1 protein-coding gene is annotated in these 827 nt (G+C 40.1%); it reads left to right on the top strand.

Going from position 1 to position 827, the window contains the following annotated elements:
• Positions 1 to 827 (top strand): hypothetical protein (locus KEM10_RS25205; RefSeq protein WP_212220943.1); only part of this gene is annotated, 827 nt, incomplete at both ends.

Raw genomic sequence — 827 nt, 5'->3', positions numbered from 1 at the left:
ATTAACGATACCTTTCATGTACTCAATACCACAGCAGAATTTATCGGCAAGTATGGAAAAGATAAGCTAAAGGAGAATATTAAACAGAGCCAGGTTCATTTGTTGCATTTCTTCTATCTACCCTATGGTAAAGCTCTTAAAATTGGCAGTACCGATGGTGGTAATCCATTCAAAGAAAACTCAAAGTATGTGAAGCCGATAAAAGGCAACGATTGGAACTTCGGAAAATGGGCAACTTCAATGAGTAGTGTTTATCCCGGTAATGCTGAATTATTGATTGCTTATTACATATCAACCGTTTTTAGTGACCTTATCTACAAAGCCAATTTCGGGTATTTTCCTTTACTGTTTCTGTTTGGGAAACGCCAATCAGGTAAGAGTACCGCAGCTCGTAGTATCATGTATATGTTTGGCAAGCCACCGATGGAGGACGGTATTAACCTCGCATCAGGGAGTACAAGTACAGGTATGCAGCGTAGTATGGATTCTACGACTAACCATCCGTTTTGGGGTAATGAGTACAAGAATAGCATTCACAAAAATACCATCGAGGCGTTAAAAGGTATTGCAGACCGAAACGGAAAATTGACAGGTGTAAAATCGGGTGGTAATGAAACACGTATTGCCAAGCCCAGGGGTTCGGGTATAATTAGCGGTCAGGATTTACCGACACAAGACCCTGCTTTATGTAGCCGTAGTTTATTGGGCGAATTTGATGATACCAACCGGGGGAACTATTCCGATTTAAAATCATTTAAAGCAGCCGAGGAAAGTTTACAGTTTACCAATATTACATGTTCCGTTTTTGATTTTCGGTATTTGGTTGA

This window comes from Carboxylicivirga linearis, assembly GCF_018271995.1.
In the GTDB taxonomy this organism is placed as follows: domain Bacteria; phylum Bacteroidota; class Bacteroidia; order Bacteroidales; family Marinilabiliaceae; genus Carboxylicivirga; species Carboxylicivirga linearis.
Note: the sequence above shows the minus strand (reverse complement) of the source record. Positions and strands in the feature narration are given on the sequence as shown.